We start from the raw sequence: 15,618 nt of genomic DNA on the forward strand, positions 1-15,618 counted from the left end.
TAGATCCGTCGGACGCACCGGGGAATTCACAGGCCCCCCAATGCAGTCACTACCGCAAGGCCGAGAGTCATGGCACCTGCGAACGACACCGCTCCGCTCTGTACCGCCTTCACATAGGTGCCGCCAGCGATTCGGGCGAGTATGCCGGCCGACAGCGCCACGATGATCGCGGACAACGCCACGATCGCGACGACAAAACCCTTGTAGTGCATAACGAATCCCTCCCACGCCGGTCAGTGCCGGTCCGCGCTCTGTGTCCGGTCGTCCCCGGTACACAGTCAACGGTATGGTCTGCACACCACGGAGGACGACAGAAGCCCGTTTGGGATTTTGAATCGAGCAAGATCGCGCGGCGAAAAGCGAACAGCCCCGGCGCGGGTCCGGGGCTGTTGCGGTGGAGCTGTTTTCGTCTGATGTCAGCCCAGGTGCAGGCGACGCATGAGCCGCAGCGTGACCAGGGTCGACTTGAGCTGCTTCTCGTACGGCATGGACGCGCGGGCGGCCATGATCTGCTTCTTCTGCACGCCGACGTTGATGGTGTCGGTGTACTTCAGGATCCCGGCCGCGCCGTGGCGGGTGCCGACGCCGGACTGCTTCACGCCGCCCGACGGGGTGCCCTTGGCGGCGTAGCTGGTGACGAAGCCGTCGTTGATGTTGATGGCGCCGGATTCGATGCGCTCGGCGAGTTTCACCGCGCGGTCGATGTTTCCGGCCCAGATGCTGGCGTTCAACCCGTAGGCGGTGTCGTTGGCGAGGGCGACGGCCTCGTCGTCGGTCTTGTACTTGTAGACGCTGACGACGGGTCCGAAGGTCTCCATGGTGGCGTGCGCCATGTCCTTGGTGACGCCGGTGAGGATGGTCGGCTCGAAGAAGGCGGGGCCGATGTCGGGGCGCGGGTTGCCGCCGGTGACGACGGTGGCGCCCTTCTCGCGGCATTCGTCGACGTGGGCGGCGACGCGCTTCATGTGGTCGACGGAGACCAGCGAGCCCATCTCGGGTTCGAAGTCGTAGCTGGCGCCCATCTTGCCGGCGAGTTCCTCGGCGGCGGCGGTGAAGCGGCGCAGGTACTCGTCGTAGATGCGTTCGTGCACGTAGATGCGCTCGATGTGCATGCAGGCCTGGCCGGTGTTGCCGAAGACGGCGAACACGGCGGACGGGATGGCCTCGTCGAGGTTGACGTCGTCGAGCACGATCATCGGGTTCTTGCCGCCGAGTTCGAGGCTGCAGCCGATGAGGTTGCGCCCGGACTGTTCGCCGATGGTGCGGCCGGTGGCGGTGGAGCCGGTGAACATGACGAAGTCGACGTTGTCGATGAGGGTGGGGCCGACGTCGGGGCCGCCGCCGCAGACCACCTGGACGAGCCCGCGCGGCAGGCCCGCCTTGTGCAGCAGTTCGATGCCGTACAGGGTGCACAGGGCGGTCTTGTTGTCCGGCTTCATGATGACGCCGTTGCCCGCGATGAGCGCGGGGGTGGAGTCGGACATGGAGATGGCGAAGGGGAAGTTCCAGGGCGCGATGACCGCGATGACGCCCTTGGGCCGGTGCTCCTCGGTGGAGGAGGTGATGACCGGCATGGGCCCGGAGCGCTTCTTGGGCTTGAGGGTCTTCTCGGCCGTCTTGATGTAGTGCGCCATCACCATGGGGGTGTCGCAGACTTCTTCGATGGCCATGCGGCGGGCCTTGCCGCAGCCGATCTGGATCAGGTCGGCGAGGGTCTCGATTTCGGTGAGCAGCAGCTCGTGGGCGCGCTCGAAGACGGCGAGGCGGTCCTTGATCGGGCGGGCGGCCCATTCCTTCTGCGCGGCGCGCGCCATTTCGGCGGCGGCGATCACGTCCTCGGGGGAGGATTGCGGCAGGTAGCCGACGACGTCGCCGGTGTAGACCTCGGTCATCTCGAAGGGCTCGCGGGCCTCGCCGGCCTTGCCCGCGGTCACCATCGCGGTCAGCCGGTTGATGAGGGATTCCGTGACGCGCGGCGGAAGCTTCGCCTTGCTCGTTGTGCTCATGGGACTCTCTCCACTACTTGCCGCCCGTGACGGCGGTCACCATGATCCAAACTAGAACACGTTATTGTTTAGGACAACGGCGCGGGGTACTTTCGTGCCGGAATCTTGGATCGTCCATAGCGAAAGAAGGGTCGGCGATGACCGCGACGACTGCTGAAACCCCCGCCAACACCGAGCCGCACGCGCTGGTCGAGAAGCGTGGCGCGACGCTCATCGTCACCATGAACCGCCCGAAGTCCAAGAACGCGCTGACCGGCGAGATGCTGGCCATCATGACCGAGGCGTGGGACACGGTCGACAACGATCCGGAGATCCGCTCCTGCATCCTCACCGGTGCCGGCGGCGCGTTCTGCGCGGGCGCGGACCTGAAGAACATGAACAAGAACAAGCCCGAGGACGGCATGAAGGAAGGGTCGGCCTTCGACCCGTCCCGCATGCCCGGCCTGCTCAAGGGCCGCCGCCTGACCAAGCCGCTGATCGCGGCGGTCGAGGGCGCGGCCATCGCGGGCGGCACCGAGATCCTGCAGGGCACCGACATCCGCATCGCCGGTGAGAGCGCCAAGTTCGGTGTGTCCGAGGCGAAGTGGAGCCTGTTCCCGATGGGTGGCTCGGCGGTGCGCCTGCCCCGCCAGATCCCGTACACCGTGGCCGCGGAGCTGCTGCTGACCGGCCGCCACATCACCGCCGCGGAGGCGCTGAACTTCGGCCTGATCGGTCACGTGGTGCCGGACGGCACCGCCTTGGACAAGGCGCTCGAGATCGCCGAGCTGATCAACAACAACGGCCCGCTGGCCGTGCAGGCGATCCTGAAGGTCATCCGGGACACCGAGGGCCTGCACGAAGAGGACGCCTTCAAGATCGACGCCAAGGTCGGCCTGCCGGTCTTCCGCAGCAATGACGCGAAGGAGGGCCCCCGCGCCTTCGCCGAGAAGCGCAAGCCGAACTTCCAGGGCAACTGAGGAATTCGGGAAGCCCTGAAGAATTCCGGGGACTGCTCCCCCGGAGATGAGGTGGCGACGACCCTCTCGCGTCGCCACCTCACCGTCAGCGGGCGGCCAGTTCCTCGCCCAGGAACCCGCCGGACTGGTGCCGCCACAGCTGCGCGTACGTACCTTCGCCGCGTAGCAGTTCGTCGTGGCTGCCCTCTTCGACGATCCGCCCGCGATCGAGCACGATGAGCCGGTCCATGCCGGCCACGGTGCTCAACCGGTGCGCGACCACCAGCGCCGTACGCCCTTCCATCAACTCCCAGAGCGCCTGTTGCACCAGGTTCTCGCTCTCGGAGTCGAGGGCGCTGGTGGCCTCGTCGAGCAGCAGGATCGGGGCGTCACGCAGGATGGCCCGCGCGAGCGCGACCCGCTGGCGTTGTCCGCCGGACAGTTTCACGCCGCGCTCGCCGATGAGCGTGTTCATGCCCTCGGGCAGTCCGTCCGCGAATTCGGTGACGTGCGCGGCTTTCGCGGCGCGCCGCACTTCCGCGTCGGTGGCGTCGGGCCGGGCGAAGCGGATGTTGTCGCTCAGTGACCGGTGGAACATGGCCGGGTCCTGCGGCACGTAGGACAGCAGGCTGCGCAGATCCCGCTGCCGGAGGCGCGAGATGTCCTGGCCGCCGATGCGAATCACGCCGCCGTCGATGTCCATCATGCGCAGCAGCAGCTGGGTGAGCGTGCTCTTGCCGCCGCCGGACCGCCCGACGAGGCCGATGCGCGCACCGCTGGGCACCTCCAGGTCCAGCCCGCGGAACAGCGGTTTCGCGCCCGCGTGCGCGAAGTCCACCCGCTCGAATCGGATATCGGATCCCTTGGGCTGCAACGGTTCCGGTTCGGCCACGTCCAGCACGGTCGGCGATTCGAGCAGCAGTTCGGTGAACTGCGCGGCCTCGGTGGTGGTGCTCTCCAGCCGCCGGTAGATCTGGTTGAACCGGAACATGATCCCGGTGGCGTTCCAGTAGTAGGTGAAGGCCACCATGATCACCTCGACCGAGGCGTGCCCGCCGCCGATGCCCAGGGCGATGAGCAACCCGGCCACGTTCACGATCACCATCAGCGGAGTGATGGCGGTGTCGATGTAGAGGTTGTTGTAGTCCCAGGACAGCAACGACTTTCGGCGTTGCACCGCGACCCGCCGCTGATGTTCGGCGACCTCCTCGGGTTCGGCCGCGAAGGCCCGCACCGCCTGCATGTTCGACAGGGTGTCGGAGACGTGCCCGGACACCAGGGCGATGGCGGCCTCGCGGTCGTCGACGAGGTGCTGGCGCCGCCGGATCAGCGGGGTGACGACGGCGCCGCTGACCGCGATCAGCCCGAGCAGCACGATCACCAGCATCGGGTCGTAGCGCCACAGCACCACCGACGCGAAGGTCAGCGGCACGAACGCGGCGACGATCTCGAAGGCGAAGGTGTCGGCGAAGTCCTCGAACCGGGTGGCGAAGCTGAGGGCGCGTTTGGTCAGCGAGCCCGCGAAGTTGTTGTGGAAGAACGCCGAATCCTTGGCCAGCAGTTCGTCCATGGCGGTGTTGTAGAGGTTCTCGATGCCGTTGGCGTCCAACCGGTTCAGGAAGTGGATGCCGACGCGCCAGAAAACCTCGGCGATGAACAGCAGCACGCCGAACCCGACCACGTACGGCGCGAGGGTGCCGATCGAGGAGTCTCCGGTGGCTGCCACCTTGCCCACGATCATCGCTACCAGTAGCGGCGCGATGTAGAGCTGGCAGATATTGCCGAGGGCGGGCCCCAGCATGGCCGTGGTCGTGATCGCCTTGCGCCGGGCCATCTCCCGGCCGTAGTAGCGCAGAACCAGCCTGACCGCGGACGTGCGCGTACTCATTCATCCCCTCTCGACCAGATGCTTCGAGCTGTGCAGACAGCCCAGAGTGCCTGGTGGGGACTGATGGCGCTACTGAATTATTGCCGGGTGGTTGCCGGAATACAGGTGCTGGGCGGCCGCAGAGCCCGGCCGCCCAGCACCGGAGCGGATGCCGATCGGAGCACGTGCCGGCATCCACATTCGGGGGGTGCTATCCGGTCGGATGGATGGAGCGCCGGACGATGGCGCGCGCCACGCCGGGCAGGAAGCGCCGCATGTAGTAGGCGGGGCGGGCCTGCCCCGGGAACACGTAGAGCGGCGATTTCGGTTTGGCGAGCGCCTTTTCCAGGGTGTCGACGACGAATTCCGGGCTGACGCCGCCGGAGCCGCCGAGCACGCTGGCGTTCTCCTCGCGGACCGCGTCGAGGAAGGGGGTCTCGACCATGGGCGGGCACAGCACCAGCAGTCGGACGCCGCTGTCGTGCAGTTCGTAGGAGAGGCTGTCGGCGAATCCGATGACCGCGTGTTTGGAGGCGGTGTATCCGGCCATGCCGGGTGAGGGCAGCCAGCCGGCCACCGAGGCGAACAGCACCACGGTGCCCGCGCCGGCGTCCTTCATGGCGGGGATGACGGCCTGGCACAGGTTGACGGTGCCGATGTAGTTGACGTCCATCATCTTCCGGATCTGGGCCACGTCGTGGTCCAGAACGGAGGCGTGCACGTGGCACATGCCGGCGGCGTGCACCAGCCGGTCGATGGTGCCGAGTTCGGAGCGCACCTTCTCGACGACGGCGCGGACCTGCGCGGCATCGGAGACGTCGCACTCGTAGGTGTGGGTGTTGGGTGAGCGCGCGGCGGTGGCGGCGAGCCCGTCGGCGTTCAGGTCGACCGCGGCGACCTGCCAGCCGGCGGCGGCGAGGCGTTGCGCGACGATGCGGCCCATGCCGCTGGCCGCGCCGGTGACGAGAGCTGTGCGGCTCATCGGACCTCCCGGGTCTGCAATACGGTGGCGGCGTCCTCGAAGGTCATGCGGAGGGCGCCGATCCGGCTGGAGAACAGTGCGCGCCCGGGTAGTCCGAGGGCACGGAGCTGGCTGGAGACCGGGTGGTCTCCGAGTTCGAGGCGGGCGCCGCCGGGCCGGCCCCGGACGCGGCCTGGGTTCATGATCCACGGCGTGCGCCGCAGGATTCCGTTGCGGGCGGTGTAGGCGTCGATGGACGCCCCGCCCGCACCGGCCGGCATAGGGAGCCCGTCGGCGATCCGCAGGGCGAGTACGAACTGCCCGTCGACGCGGACCTCGCAGCGGTGTCCGCGGCCGTCGGGGGTGATGTCGATGTCGGCCATGAGTTTGGGGAAGCCCCAGATCGACTGTCCCGCTTCGCAGGTGAAGCTCTGGTTGACCGGCAGCCAGTGGATGTAGGCGCCGGTGCTGTCCTTGCGGCCGGGCTGCCGGGCCATGATCGAGAAGGCGAATTCGTGGTACGGGCCGAGGTCGCCGTCGATGTAGCGAACGAAGGCCAGCGAGAGCACGGCCTTCCCGGGCCACAGGGTGAGCGGTTCCAGGCCGGTGCCGGCGAGCAGGTCGCTCGCCGCGCCGGCGTCGACGAGGAACAGCGCCGACGACGCGTCCGCCTGCCGGATCTGCACCGGCATCCTGACCTGCTCACCGAGGACGGTGTGGGCCTCTACCATGCTCGAATTAGAACAGGTTTCAGTGAGGCCCGGCGGCGGTTTCGCGCAGTTTGTCCGCTCACCGGTCACCCACTTTCATGGTCTGGCGCCCGCTCGGCCACGTATGCCTTGGCCCACCGGTAATCGGGCTTCCCGCTCGGGGTCCGCGCCACCGTCTCCGTCACCCAGATCCGGCGCGGCAGTTTGTATCCGGCGAGGCGATCCCGCACATGGGCTTCCAGCGACGCGAAGTCGACGACGCCGTCGACCGGGGACACCACCGCCGCCACCAACTGCCCCCAGCGCTCGTGCGCCACCCCGACCACGACCGCGTCGTAGACCGACGGATGGGCCTTGACCGTGGCCTCGACCTCCTCGGGGAAAACCTTCTCGCCGCCGGTGTTGATGACCATGTTGCCGCGCCCGATCAGGGTGACCGACCCGTCTGCCTCGACGCGCGCCCGATCGTCGGTGATGACCATCCGCACCCCGTCCACGGTGCGGAACAGCTGGTCGGTCTTCACCGGGTCCTTGTAGTAGCCGATCGGCACATTGCCGGTCTTGGCCACCCAGCCCTCCCCGCCCGGCGCGACCGGCTGCCCGGCGTCGTCGACGACCAGTGCGCCGCGCCCGGTGTTCACCCGGGGCGCGCGGGCGGGGTCGTCGTCCTTGTGCGCGAATCCGATTCCGCCGAAACCGGTTTCGGAGGATCCGATGGATTCGGTGACCAGCGTGTTCGGGAACAGTTCCAGCAGCGCGTTCTTCACCGGCTGGGTGAGCTGAGCGGCCCCCGACCCGATCGAGATGAGCGAGGAGGCGTCCACGGGCGCGGCCCGGTAGGAGTCGACCAGCGGCCGCGCGATGGCGTCGCCGGTGACGACCAGGACGTGCGGCCGTTCCCGCGCCACCACCCGCCACACCTCGTCGGGGTCGAAGCGCGGCTGGAACAGCACCGCGTTGCCCGACCACAGCGCGGTGAAGGTCGGCATCATGGCGGCGGCGTGGATCAGCGGCGGCAGCACGAACCAGGTCATGGGCGAGGGATTCTGCGCCGCCGCCCGGGACTGCTGATATTCGTCGGCGACGGGTTCACCGGTGTAGAAGTCGATGCCGCCGCCGAGCACCCGCCACATGTCCTCCTGCCGCCAGATCACGCCTTTGGGCAGGCCGGTGGTGCCGCCGGTGTACATGATGAAGTGGTCGTCGGCGCTGCGCGGCCCGAAATCCCGTCCCGGAGCGGCTGATTCGAGGGCCTCCTGGTAGGCCACGGATCGGCTGTCCAGTCCCGCGCCGCCCTGGTCGTCCTCGACGACCAGGGTGTGCCGCAGTTTCGGCAGCAGCGGCCGGATCTCCTCGATGAGCGGCGCGTAGCAGCGGTGGTGCACCGCCATCTCGAGGTCGGCGTTGTCGTAGACGTAGCGCAGTTCCTCGGCCCGGTACCGGTAGTTGATATTGACCGGCACCGCGCGAATCTTGTAGCAGCCCAGCAGTGTTTCGAGGCTCTCGATGCTGTTGTGCATGTGGAACCCGATGTGGGTGCCCGGTCCCGCGCCGGCGTCGGCCAGGTGGTGGGCGAGCCGGTCGGCGCGCGCGTCGAGTTCGGCGAAGGTGCGCCGCCGCGCCCCTTCGATGACGGCGATCCGGTCCGGCACCGCGTCGGCCGAGTGTTCGTAGAGGTCGGCGAAATTGCACGCCATGGCCGTGTCTCCTGGTGTGTTCCGGCTACAGGACGGTGAGCGGCAGCGGGGTGCCCCGGTCGGTGAAGGCGAAGGCCGCCCCGGTGCTGAACCGGGTGATGGCGACCTCGTCCGCTTCCCGGTACGGCAGGTCGGCGCAACCGATTTCGAGGGTGAGCCCGCATTCGGCGGCCTCCCGGACGCGGGTGTGGAAGCGCGGGTTCACCCCGCGCACCAGCGCGTCGAGGGGCGCGAGGTGTTCGGGGTCGAGCAGTGCGGGCCACGCGCCGTCGTCGACCGCCCCGCAGCCGCGTCGGATGCGCAGTTCGACCAGTTGCTCGCCGCCGGTGGTCTCGGCCGAGACCTCGATGTCGACGTAGGCGGCCGGATTCAGCGCCGGGTGCAGGCGCAGCACCTTGGCCAGCGCCGCCATATCGTCGCCGAGTCCGAGCGCCGCGCGGATACGGGCGGCGGTGAGGCCCGCGATGCCGGTGAACTGTTTGCGCAGGATATCCAGCGCCACTTCGGGTTTGGTCCGCGACTCGACGGCGGTCCGGTAGCCGAGGGTGAGCAGGTGATGTTGCAGGCTCACCTCGTCGGCGATCCGGATGAGCGCGGACCGCGAGAAGTCCTCGAAGCGCAGATCGCTCAGCAATGGGCCCGAATAGTTGTGCTGCCCCGGGTCTTCCGGGTCGATCGGGTCGAGCACCGTGGCAGCGGCCTCGGACCCGGCCACCAGCTGCGCGTCCGGGTGCGGGCTGGGTGGTTCGTGCGCGGGGTCGATGGTGACCGTCCACGCGCAGACCGGTTTCCGATCCGCGGGTTCGCGGGGCGGCCGGTGGATGGGCCGGACCTGGGCGTGCGGATTGGTGGCCAGCGCGGTCGCGTCGAAGGTGGGGTCCTCGATGTCGTGGCACATGGCCACCACGTATTCGGTCCCCATCGGTTCCACGTCGGCGAGGGCGCCGCAGTGGTCGAGATGGAATTCGCCGTGATCGTGGTCGATCACCTTGTACCGGAAGTCCATGAATTGCGGTGGCGCGCCGATGTCGAGCTGGAAGCCTTTGAAGATGGCGTCCACCCCGTCGCCGGTGATGTCGAGCGCCCGTCGCATGCGCCGGGTGTAGACCGGGCTGGCCAGCTGCCATTCGTCGATGGCGACCGCGGTCATGCCCTCCCGGCCGAGCGCGCCGAGCACGTGCGCCATGCCGGAGCGGTCGATCAGGTGCCCGCACAGCAGCAGTTCCGGAACCAGCAGGGCCAGTTCGGATCTGGTCAGTGACGCGTATCTGCTGGTCACCACAGGGGCACCGGCCCCTTCCCGATCGGGTACCAGCCGGGCAGCGCCGCGCCCGACATGGACCGCTCCATGCGCTTGCGCATGCCGGACGAGAGCGCGTTGTTCGAGATCATCTCGACGAACAGCGCGGTCACATTGCCGAAGTCGAAGAAGTCGCGCTGCCAGGACCACTGGAAGTTCCCGGCGTAGCGGAACCAGCTGCCGCCCAGCCCTTCCGGGCTGTAGGGCCGCCCATCGGGGCGCTGCTGCTCGTTGACCTGCTTCCAGAATCCGATGACGCTGCCGTTGCGCTCGTCGACCACGAATTCCTGATACGGGTAGGTCCAGCCTTCGAGCCCGAACATCTCCTGGCCGAGGGCGATATCGCGGATCTCGTCGCGGCCGACGGCCATGAACTCCTGTTGTGGCCCGTAGTTCCAGCCGTAGGTGGCATCGTCGGTGTAGAAGTGCTCCAAGGGTTTCCAGTCCCCGGCCGCTTCACACTGTTTGTTCTCGTCCACCCAGCGGCGGATCATTTCGTCGAGTTCGTCGCGGGACCAGCTCACGGCTGTCTCCTTCATTCGACAGCGCTGTCGTCTACGAGCGACAGGGCCTGGGTCGGGCAGTAGCGGACGGCGGCGCGGGCCGCGTCCAGGTCGGTGCCGGGGTCGGGGCGCAGGATCTGAACCTGACCGGTCTTGGGCACCTGGAAGAGGCCGGGGGCTTCGTCCTGGCAGACGGCGTGGCCCTGGCAGAGGTCGAGATCGACGACCAGGCGCATGGTCAGGATCCTTCCGGGTTCGGTTCGCGCAGCGGCGCTTCCGGCTGGACCTCCACCAGCACCAGGTGCGCGCCGCGCGGGGTGGACACGACCGCGGACACGGCGGCCGCGAGGTCGGAGGGCCGCAGGAATTGCGGGTGCCGGGCGAAGCCCCATTTCACCCAGTTCTCCAGCAGCGGCCCGACCACCTCGGGGGTGGCCTGCATGCCCATGCCGGTGAGGGTCTGGCCGGGTCGCACGATGGACGAGCGGACGCCGGTGCCCTCCAGTTCCATGCGCAGCTGGGTGGCGAAGGCTTCGACGCCGGTCTTGGCGGCGTTGTAGGCGCCCGCGCCGGGCCGCACCCGGACCGCGCAGTCGGAGCCGATGACCACGAAGTCGCCGCGCTGCCGCTCGATCATGCCGGGCAGCAACCGGTGGGCGAGGCGTTGCGCACCGACCAGGTGCACGCGGACCTGGGATTCGAACAGGTCGGGATCCATTTCCCAGGCTTGCCCGAACTCGAGGTCGCCGGCGCCGGAGACCACGATCTCGGCCGGGCCGAGGGCGGCTTCGGCGGCGCTGACGAATTCGTCGACCGACACGGTGTCGCAGACGTCCAGCCGTCCGGCGAAGGCTTCACCGCCTTCGGCGCGGATCTTCTCGGCGAGGGTCTCGCAGATCTCGACCCGGCGCGCGCCGAGGGCGACCGGATGCCCCAGCGCGGCAAGGGCTTCCGCGGTGGCGGCCCCGATGCCGGAGGACGCGCCCGCGACGATGGCGGGCCGGCGGGCGGGATGCGGTGCGAAGCGGGCCATTCAGCGAACCTCCACGGAGACGGGCAGGTGAGCGAAGCCGCGCACATTCACCGAATGCACACGCTGGATTCCGCTCTCACCGATGCCGAAAGATTTGACGCGAGCACCGAACTCGCGCAGCACGATCGAGGCTTCCAGCCGGGCCAGGTGCGCGCCCAGGCAGAAGTGCACGCCGCGGCCGAAGCTGATCAGGCCGCCCTTGTCGCCGCGTTCGAGGTCGTAGCGGTCCGGGTCGTGGAAGACGGCGTCGTCGCGGTTGGCGGAGCCGATGAGCAGCAGCACCTTCGAGCCCCGCGGGATGGTCTGCCCGTAGTACTCGAGGTCCTCGGCGGCGGTCCGGGCCAGGATCTGGCTGGAGGCGTCATAGCGCAGCGTCTCCTCGACCCAGTCGTCGACGAGTTCGGGGTGGGCGGCGACCTTGGCGTACTGCTCGGGATTGCGGCCGGCCCAGTACAGGGCGTTGCCGAGCAGTTTGGTGGTGGTCTCGTTGCCGGCGACCACCATGAGGAACATGAAGCCGAGGATCTCCTCGTCGGTGAGCCGGTCGCCGTCGGCTTCGGCGTCGAGCAGGGCGGAGGTGAGATCGTCGGCGCGTTTGCGTTTCCGCTCGGCGAGGATCTCGTTGTAGTAGCCCGCCAGCTGCATGGCCGCCTCCATGGCCGCGATCGGCACGTCCAGTACCCCCTCCTCACGATGCACCAGCAGGTCGGCGAGGCGGCGCAGTTCGGCGCGATCGGCGTCGGGGACGCCGAGCAGTTCGGAGATGACGTCCATCGGGACCTGGCCCGCGACCGCGTCGATCCAGTCGAAGTCGCCACCGGCCAGCGCGGGTTCGAGGTAGCGCCGGGTGATCTCGCGGATCCGGTCGCCCATCTCGGTGACGCGGCGGGGGGTGAAGCCCTGGTAGACGAGTTTGCGCAGGCGCAGGTGCCGGGGGTCGTCCATGGCCAGGAAGGACATGGTCCGCCAGGCGTGCGGGCCCCAGGCCGCGGGGTCCAGGGAGACGCCGTTGGCGCTGGAGAGACGCACGTTGTCGCGGAATCCGGCGGAGACGTCGACGTGCCGGGAGAGCGCCCAGAAGTCCAGTTCGGGGTGGTGGTACACCGGGGCCTCGGTGCGCAACCGCTGGTACACGGGGTAGGGGTCCTCGTGGATGCGGTAGTCGTAGGGGTCGAACAGCAGCGGCTCTAGGGAGGCTGCGGTCATGGCGGGTGCACCTCGTATTCGATAACGCGTTCATCGGCTCTGATGAACGTTTTCCAGCAACGAAGACACGTAGCTGGACATGTGTCTGTACGGTACTAGCGACGGGATCACGCCACAACGGAATCCCGCGAAGAAAATCGGCCGGACCGCAGAAACTGAAACCTGTTCTTGCGCGTTTCCGAGCCGCGAACCTATAGTCCGTACACGTGTCCGGACAGCATGGGAGCTACCTATGAGCCCGAGCGATCTCGTCCCCGACGGCGGTTCGCAGCTGCTGATCGGCGGCAAGCTGACGCCCGGCGGGGGCGGTGTGTTCACCACCGCCGACCCGGCCACCGGGGAACCCCTCGGCTACGCCGCCAATGCCGACTCCGCCGATATGGACGCGGCCATCGCCGCGGCCCGCACGGCCTTCGACACCACCGACTGGTCCCGCGATCCGAGTTTCCGCGCGACCTGCCTGCGGCAGCTGCGGGACGCGCTGCGCGGGCACATCGAGGAACTGCGCGAGATCACCATCGCCGAGGCGGGCGCACCCCGCATGCTCACCAGCGGACCGCAGCTGGAGGGCCCGGTCGGGGATCTCGGCTACTTCGCCGACCTCGCCGAGAACTACGCGTGGGAAACCGATCTCGGGGTCGCAGCGCCCATGGGGATCAAGAGCTCGCGCCGGCTGCGGCGCGAACCCATCGGCGTGGTCGGCGCGATCACGCCCTGGAACTTCCCGCATCAGATCAACTTCGCCAAGCTGGGTCCGGCGCTGGCCGCCGGCAACACCGTGGTGCTCAAGCCCGCACCCGACACCCCGTGGTGTGCGGCCGCCGTGGGCCGGATCATCGCCGAGGAGACCGACATTCCGGCCGGGGTGGTCAATATCGTCACCTCCGACGATCACGGCCTCGGCACCCAGCTGGTCACCGACCCGCGGGTGGACATGATCTCGTTCACCGGATCCACGCAGACCGGCAAGGCCGTGATGACCGCGGCGGCAGCGTCTTTGAAGAAGGTGTTCCTCGAGCTGGGCGGCAAGTCGGCGTTCATCGTGCTGGACGACGCGGATATCGCGGCCGCCGCCAGTTACGCCGCCTTCGGGGTGTGCGTGCACGCGGGCCAGGGCTGCGCCATCAGCACCCGGCTGCTGGTGCCGCGCGAACTGCACGATCAGGCCGTCGAAGCGGCCGCGCGCACCATGGCGAACATCCGGCCCGGCGACCCCGCCAAACCCGGAACCGTCTGCGGCCCCGTCATTTCCGAACGCCAGCGGGCGCGCATCGAGCGCTACCTCGAGATCGCGCGCGCCGAGGGCGGCACCATCGTCACCGGCGGCGGGCGTCCGGACCGCGAGCGCGGCTGGTTCGTCGAGCCGACCCTGATCACCGGGCTGCCCAACAGCTCGACCGTGGCCCAGGAGGAGATCTTCGGGCCCGTCCTCACCGTCATCCCGCACGACGGTGACGCCGATGCCGTCCGCATCGCCAACGATTCCCCCTACGGCCTGTCCGGCACGGTGTGGGGCAGCGATCCCGAGCGGCTGCGCGCCGTCGTGAACGGCGTACGCACCGGGACGCTCAGCGTCAACGGCGGCATCTGGTATTCGGCCGACGCGCCCTTCGGCGGCTACAAGCAGTCCGGCGTGGGCCGGGAAATGGGCGTCCTCGGCTTCGAGGAATACACCGAGACCAAACTCATCGCGACCGGCGTCTGAGGAGTACTGACATGAGCCGATTCACCGACAGGTCGATCATCGTCACCGGCGCCGCGCGCGGCATCGGGGCGGCGTACGCGAAGGCGCTGGCCGCCGAGGGCGCGAAAGTCGTTGTCGCCGACCTCAACAGCGAACTGGGCGAAGCCACCGCCAAGGAGATCACCGCCGACGGCGGGGTCGCGGTCTTCGCGCCGGTCGACGTGGCCGATCCGGAGTCCGCCAAGGCGCTGGCCGAGTTCACCGTCGCCGAGTTCGGCGGCATCAACCACCTGGTCAACAATGCCGCCATCTACGGCGACATGAAGCTCGACCTGCTGGTATCCGTGCCGTGGGACTACTACAAGAAGTTCATGGGCGTGAATCTCGACGGCGCGCTGAACGTGACTCGGGCGGTCTACAAGCACATCGCGAAGGCGGGCGGCGGGTCCATCGTGAACCAGTCGTCCACCGCCGCCTGGACCTACTCCGGGTTCTACGGGCTGGCCAAGGCCGGGATCAACAGCCTCACCCAGCAGCTCGCACATGAGCTGGGGCACTCCAAGATTCGGGTCAACGCCATCGCGCCCGGACCCACCGACACCGAGGCCACCCGCAGCATCGTGCCCGAGCAGTTCGTGGATCAGCTGGTGAAGCAGATGGCGCTCAAGCGCCTGGGCACCACCGAGGACATGGTCGGGGCGTGCCTGTACCTGCTGTCCGACGATGCCGCCTGGGTCACCGGTCAGGTGCTGAATGTCGATGGCGGGCAGGTGTTCCGGCCATGAGCGACGACATCTCGATCGGGTTCATCGGACTCGGCAATATGGGCGCCCCCATGGCGCAGCGGCTGGTGGACTGGCCGGGCGGGCTGGTGGTGTGCGACATGCGCGCGGATGCGTTGCAGCCCTTCACCGATGCGGGGGCGACAGCCGCCGCCACCGCCGCCGACCTGGCCGAACGCTGCCGCGTCATCTCGGTCGTCGTCCTCGACGACGAGCAGGTCCGCACGGTGGTGACCGGCCCCGACGGACTGCTCCGGACGGCGAAGCCCGGCACCGTGATCGCCGTGCACTCCACCATCTCCGACCGCACCGCCGTCGAGCTCGGCGCCGAATGCGCCGCGCACGGAGTGGAATTCGTGGATGCGCCGATCAGCGGTGGCGCCCCCGCCGCCCAGAAGGGCGCGCTCGCGGTGATGGTGGGCGGCAGCACCGCCGCCTTCGAGGCCGTGCGGGAGCCGTTCGGGCGTTTCGGATCGCTCGTCATCCACGCCGGCGAGGTCGGTTCCGGCACTCGAATGAAGCTGGCGCGCAACCTGCTCCACTTCGTCGCCTTCACCGCGGCGTCGGAGGCGCAGCGGCTGGCGGAGGCCGCCGGACTGGACATCTCCGCGCTCGGCAAGGTGGTCCGGCATTCCGACTCGCATACCGGCGGGCCGGGCGCGATCATGCTGCGCAAGACCACCGCGCCGGTCGAGGCGGCCGATTTCTGGTTCCCCATCCTCGGCCATGTGCGTGATCTCGGTGAGAAGGACCTGTCCTTGGCCCTGGATCTGGCGGGCCGGTTGGATCTCGACCTACCGCTGGCGCGGCAGGCATTGCACAACTTGGGAGACGGACTCGGCGTGGGTCCCGGATCCATTGCGAAGGAGCAGAAATGAATGCATCGCGTAGCGATTCCGTTGGGGGCGGCGGTGGGGCGACGGGCGGGCCC

General features: G+C 68.5%; 15 protein-coding genes. 4 read left to right on the forward strand and 11 right to left on the reverse strand.

Annotated elements, in window-relative coordinates; genetic code table 11:
• Positions 1 to 26: 26 nt before the first annotated feature.
• Both ACYVKL_RS18915 and ACYVKL_RS18920 read right to left on the reverse strand, forming a co-directional pair.
• Positions 27 to 212 (reverse strand): hypothetical protein, encoded by a 186-nt coding sequence (locus ACYVKL_RS18915; protein ID WP_379165028.1) that lies wholly within the window; start codon positions 210 to 212, stop codon positions 27 to 29.
• Positions 213 to 416: 204 nt separating this feature from the next.
• Positions 417 to 2,006 (reverse strand): succinic semialdehyde dehydrogenase, encoded by a 1,590-nt coding sequence (locus ACYVKL_RS18920; RefSeq protein ID WP_379165030.1) that lies wholly within the window; start codon positions 2,004 to 2,006, stop codon positions 417 to 419.
• Between the two features lie 137 nt (positions 2,007 to 2,143).
• Here ACYVKL_RS18920 and ACYVKL_RS18925 point away from each other — a divergent pair, with 137 nt between their 5' ends.
• Entirely contained in the window at positions 2,144 to 2,965 is an 822-nt protein-coding gene (locus tag ACYVKL_RS18925; RefSeq protein ID WP_357190090.1) for a crotonase/enoyl-CoA hydratase family protein, read from the forward strand.
• 85 nt (positions 2,966 to 3,050) lie between these two features.
• On the opposite strand, the gene ACYVKL_RS18930 is transcribed toward ACYVKL_RS18925, so the two are convergent.
• The 9 genes from ACYVKL_RS18930 to ACYVKL_RS18970 form a co-directional block, all read right to left on the reverse strand.
• Positions 3,051 to 4,832 (reverse strand): ABC transporter ATP-binding protein, encoded by a 1,782-nt coding sequence (locus ACYVKL_RS18930; RefSeq protein WP_379165033.1) that lies wholly within the window; start codon positions 4,830 to 4,832, stop codon positions 3,051 to 3,053.
• A 190-nt stretch (positions 4,833 to 5,022) separates the two neighbouring features.
• The gene (locus tag ACYVKL_RS18935) at positions 5,023 to 5,793 is read right to left on the reverse strand and encodes an SDR family NAD(P)-dependent oxidoreductase (protein ID WP_379165035.1); all 771 of its coding nucleotides are present in this window, start codon (positions 5,791 to 5,793) and stop codon (positions 5,023 to 5,025) included.
• The gene (locus ACYVKL_RS18940) at positions 5,790 to 6,503 is read right to left on the reverse strand and encodes an acetoacetate decarboxylase family protein (protein WP_379165037.1); all 714 of its coding nucleotides are present in this window, start codon (positions 6,501 to 6,503) and stop codon (positions 5,790 to 5,792) included. Before ACYVKL_RS18940 ends, ACYVKL_RS18935 begins: the two co-directional genes overlap by 4 nt.
• Positions 6,504 to 6,568: 65 nt before the next feature.
• Positions 6,569 to 8,179, reverse strand: a complete 1,611-nt coding sequence (locus ACYVKL_RS18945) for an acyl-CoA synthetase (RefSeq protein ID WP_379165039.1) — start codon at positions 8,177 to 8,179, stop codon at positions 6,569 to 6,571.
• A 25-nt stretch (positions 8,180 to 8,204) separates the two neighbouring features.
• Positions 8,205 to 9,458, reverse strand: coding sequence for a hypothetical protein (locus ACYVKL_RS18950; RefSeq protein WP_460772298.1), 1,254 nt, complete (start codon positions 9,456 to 9,458; stop codon positions 8,205 to 8,207).
• Complete coding sequence (locus ACYVKL_RS18955; RefSeq protein ID WP_357190080.1) at positions 9,455 to 10,018, reverse strand: nuclear transport factor 2-like protein; 564 nt, start codon at positions 10,016 to 10,018, stop codon at positions 9,455 to 9,457. Before ACYVKL_RS18955 ends, ACYVKL_RS18950 begins: the two co-directional genes overlap by 4 nt.
• On the reverse strand, positions 10,015 to 10,218 hold the full coding sequence (locus tag ACYVKL_RS18960) for a ferredoxin (RefSeq protein ID WP_379165043.1): 204 nt from the start codon (positions 10,216 to 10,218) through the stop codon (positions 10,015 to 10,017). The genes ACYVKL_RS18955 and ACYVKL_RS18960 overlap by 4 nt, the downstream gene beginning before the upstream one ends.
• A gap of 2 nt (positions 10,219 to 10,220) precedes the next feature.
• On the reverse strand, positions 10,221 to 11,015 hold the full coding sequence (locus ACYVKL_RS18965) for an SDR family oxidoreductase (protein WP_379165045.1): 795 nt from the start codon (positions 11,013 to 11,015) through the stop codon (positions 10,221 to 10,223).
• Complete coding sequence (locus ACYVKL_RS18970) at positions 11,016 to 12,221, reverse strand: cytochrome P450 (RefSeq protein ID WP_379165047.1); 1,206 nt, start codon at positions 12,219 to 12,221, stop codon at positions 11,016 to 11,018.
• 232 nt (positions 12,222 to 12,453) lie between these two features.
• Between ACYVKL_RS18970 and ACYVKL_RS18975 the strand changes: the two genes are divergently transcribed.
• From ACYVKL_RS18975 to ACYVKL_RS18985, 3 genes are read left to right on the forward strand one after another with little or no spacing between them, the layout of a single operon-like run.
• Entirely contained in the window at positions 12,454 to 13,926 is a 1,473-nt protein-coding gene (locus ACYVKL_RS18975) for an aldehyde dehydrogenase (protein WP_379165049.1), read from the forward strand.
• Positions 13,927 to 13,937: 11 nt separating this feature from the next.
• Positions 13,938 to 14,690, forward strand: a complete 753-nt coding sequence (locus tag ACYVKL_RS18980) for an SDR family oxidoreductase (protein WP_213558936.1) — start codon at positions 13,938 to 13,940, stop codon at positions 14,688 to 14,690.
• The gene (locus tag ACYVKL_RS18985; protein ID WP_379165051.1) at positions 14,687 to 15,565 is read left to right on the forward strand and encodes an NAD(P)-dependent oxidoreductase; all 879 of its coding nucleotides are present in this window, start codon (positions 14,687 to 14,689) and stop codon (positions 15,563 to 15,565) included. The genes ACYVKL_RS18980 and ACYVKL_RS18985 overlap by 4 nt, the downstream gene beginning before the upstream one ends.
• Positions 15,566 to 15,618 lie beyond the last annotated feature (53 nt).

Source organism: Nocardia tengchongensis, assembly GCF_054781395.1.

Excerpts from the sequence above, each read along its gene's own strand:
- ACYVKL_RS18955 (WP_357190080.1), bottom strand. The coding sequence starts at position 10,018 with ATGAAGGAGACAGCCGTGAGCTGGTCCCGCGACGAACTCGACGAAATG.
- ACYVKL_RS18965 (WP_379165045.1), bottom strand. The coding sequence starts at position 11,015 with ATGGCCCGCTTCGCACCGCATCCCGCCCGCCGGCCCGCCATCGTCGCG.
- ACYVKL_RS18985 (WP_379165051.1), top strand. The coding sequence starts at position 14,687 with ATGAGCGACGACATCTCGATCGGGTTCATCGGACTCGGCAATATGGGC.
- ACYVKL_RS18930 (WP_379165033.1), bottom strand. The coding sequence starts at position 4,832 with ATGAGTACGCGCACGTCCGCGGTCAGGCTGGTTCTGCGCTACTACGGC.
- ACYVKL_RS18975 (WP_379165049.1), top strand. The coding sequence starts at position 12,454 with ATGAGCCCGAGCGATCTCGTCCCCGACGGCGGTTCGCAGCTGCTGATC.
- ACYVKL_RS18920 (WP_379165030.1), bottom strand. The coding sequence starts at position 2,006 with ATGAGCACAACGAGCAAGGCGAAGCTTCCGCCGCGCGTCACGGAATCC.
- ACYVKL_RS18960 (WP_379165043.1), bottom strand. The coding sequence starts at position 10,218 with ATGCGCCTGGTCGTCGATCTCGACCTCTGCCAGGGCCACGCCGTCTGC.
- ACYVKL_RS18970 (WP_379165047.1), bottom strand. The coding sequence starts at position 12,221 with ATGACCGCAGCCTCCCTAGAGCCGCTGCTGTTCGACCCCTACGACTAC.
- ACYVKL_RS18940 (WP_379165037.1), bottom strand. The coding sequence starts at position 6,503 with ATGGTAGAGGCCCACACCGTCCTCGGTGAGCAGGTCAGGATGCCGGTG.
- ACYVKL_RS18980 (WP_213558936.1), top strand. The coding sequence starts at position 13,938 with ATGAGCCGATTCACCGACAGGTCGATCATCGTCACCGGCGCCGCGCGC.
- ACYVKL_RS18935 (WP_379165035.1), bottom strand. The coding sequence starts at position 5,793 with ATGAGCCGCACAGCTCTCGTCACCGGCGCGGCCAGCGGCATGGGCCGC.
- ACYVKL_RS18915 (WP_379165028.1), bottom strand. The coding sequence starts at position 212 with ATGCACTACAAGGGTTTTGTCGTCGCGATCGTGGCGTTGTCCGCGATC.
- ACYVKL_RS18945 (WP_379165039.1), bottom strand. The coding sequence starts at position 8,179 with ATGGCGTGCAATTTCGCCGACCTCTACGAACACTCGGCCGACGCGGTG.
- ACYVKL_RS18925 (WP_357190090.1), top strand. The coding sequence starts at position 2,144 with ATGACCGCGACGACTGCTGAAACCCCCGCCAACACCGAGCCGCACGCG.